Origin of the sequence: Nostoc flagelliforme FACHB-838 (assembly GCF_014698065.1) — a bacterium.
Taxonomy (GTDB): domain Bacteria; phylum Cyanobacteriota; class Cyanobacteriia; order Cyanobacteriales; family Nostocaceae; genus Nostoc; species Nostoc flagelliforme_B.
The window spans coordinates 1-1,734 of the sequence record NZ_JACJSI010000701.1 but is presented as its reverse complement, the minus strand read 5'-3'; the positions used below and the strand labels follow the sequence as shown (position 1 = coordinate 1,734).

At 42.8% G+C, this 1,734-nt stretch carries 4 protein-coding genes; 3 read left to right on the top strand and 1 reads right to left on the bottom strand.

Annotation, left to right across the window (positions count from 1 at the left end):
* Nucleotides 1-299, bottom strand: a 299-nt coding sequence (locus tag H6G97_RS50895; protein WP_242056215.1) for a competence protein CoiA family protein, incomplete at its 3' end; no start/stop codon positions are given.
* Between the two features lie 177 nt (nucleotides 300-476).
* Between H6G97_RS50895 and dinB the strand changes: the two genes are divergently transcribed.
* Genes dinB through H6G97_RS54585 form a run of 3 tightly spaced genes read left to right on the top strand, consistent with a single transcriptional unit; the run spans nucleotide 477 to nucleotide 1,612 of the window.
* The gene (gene dinB, locus H6G97_RS54595) at nucleotides 477-1,061 is read left to right on the top strand and encodes a DNA polymerase IV (RefSeq protein ID WP_242056214.1); all 585 of its coding nucleotides are present in this window, start codon (nucleotides 477-479) and stop codon (nucleotides 1,059-1,061) included.
* Between the two features lie 22 nt (nucleotides 1,062-1,083).
* Complete coding sequence (locus H6G97_RS55790) at nucleotides 1,084-1,449, top strand: DinB/UmuC family translesion DNA polymerase (protein ID WP_338422037.1); 366 nt, start codon at nucleotides 1,084-1,086, stop codon at nucleotides 1,447-1,449.
* A complete protein-coding gene (locus H6G97_RS54585) occupies nucleotides 1,433-1,612 on the top strand; it encodes a DinB/UmuC family translesion DNA polymerase (RefSeq protein ID WP_242056213.1) in 180 nt (59 codons plus the stop codon). The genes H6G97_RS55790 and H6G97_RS54585 overlap by 17 nt, the downstream gene beginning before the upstream one ends.
* Nucleotides 1,613-1,734 lie beyond the last annotated feature (122 nt).

Sequence of the window (1,734 nt, the reverse complement as noted above, 5' to 3'; positions counted from 1 at the left end):
CCAAGGCTGATAGGATAATTGATTGAGCCGTATTCTTTCCACAGCAATTTTAACTGTGCTAAATCTTTACGCGACAGGTAAATATTAAAATTATCGTAGAGCGGTAAAATCGGGAAATCACGATTAGCTACAGGCAAACAGGTCGCTGAAGAATGTGCAAAATGATGTTGCTTGACTTTGCCTTTCTTAGCAGTTAGCTTCCCGTAACAGTAAGGACATAAAAGCTCAGTTTTACCACTACTAACATCTTCAACACAGATTAATTGTCCATCTGGAGCTACACCAAATTTGAGCCACATTGCCACGCTTACTCATTAACAGAAAAATCAATCGGGGCTGATAGTAGAAAATTCAAGCAAGCTTTAAATAATTTGCAGATATACAAAATTTGGCTCAAACTAGTGCTAGTGTACTATAGGATTTCTAATTTAGGATTTAATTTGCTCAAAGCGAGACTGCTTGTAGTGGAGCTACCCTTGGAACAAGAATCTGTTGCTAGAACTAGGAAGATAGTTCACGTAGACATGGATGCCTTCTACGCATCGGTGGAACAGAGGGATAACCCTAGCTATCGAGGCAAACCGTTAGTAGTCGGTGGCAGTCCGAATCAGCGAGGCGTGGTTGCAGCCGCCAGTTATGAAGCTCGTAAGTTTGGTATTCACTCCGCGATGCCGTCAGTAACAGCAATTGCCAAATGCCCTGGACTTATCTTTGTCAGACCGAGATTCGACGTTTACCGAGAGATTTCCACTTCAATTCACGCCATATTCAAACGCTACACTGATTTAGTGGAAGGGGTTGCGCTAGACGAAGCATACCTAGATGTTACTGAGAACAAGCAAAACATCACCTACGCTTCTACTATCGCAAGATACATCAAAACTGCGATTTTCCAGGAAACTCAATTGACAGCAACCGCAGGTGTGTCGATTAACAAGTTTCTGGCAAAAATGGCATCAGGGCAGAACAAGCCCAACGGACTGACGGTTATTTTACCAGAGCAAGCGATGTCTACGACAAGCCGCAAGCGTCTACGCTTTTGTAGAACAGCTAGCGATTGAAAAGTTTCACGGTATTGGAGAGGTGACTGCGGCTAAAATGCATTCACTGGGGATTCATACTGGCGCAGACTTGAAGGGGCGATCACTGACTGAGTTAACACACCATTTTGGTAAAGCAGGTAATTACTACTACAAGATTGCCAGAGCAGAAGATGATCGCCCAGTTGAAGCCAATCGAGTTCGTAAGTCCATCGGTGCAGAAACCTCATTTGCACAGGACTTAAGCGATGTCGGTCAGATGTTACAAGAACTCGAACAGGTTGCCCAAATCGTCGAGCAACGGTTAGAGCAGCACGAAACGCGGGGCCGTACATTAACTTTGAAAGTCAAGTTTTCTGACTATCATCAGATAACCCGCAGTAAGACAATGCTTGCTCCCAAAGCGTGAACTAGCTACGATTTTCGAGATAGCCAAAACACTGTTTTTATCAATTGAACTGGAGAATCGTAGTGTCAGATTGTTGGGGATTTCGTTGTCTAACCTTGATAACGCCAAACAAACCCAAGTGATTCAACTGCCACTATTTAAGAATGCAGGGATTATATTTTAGCTTAGGTATAGCTTACACTTGTGTGTCTGAACTATCTCTCAATTCTTGTTGTAATTGGGATAGTTGATTTTTTAATGCTTCACCAGTGTGAATATGGCTGAAATTCTTTCACTCTACATTTG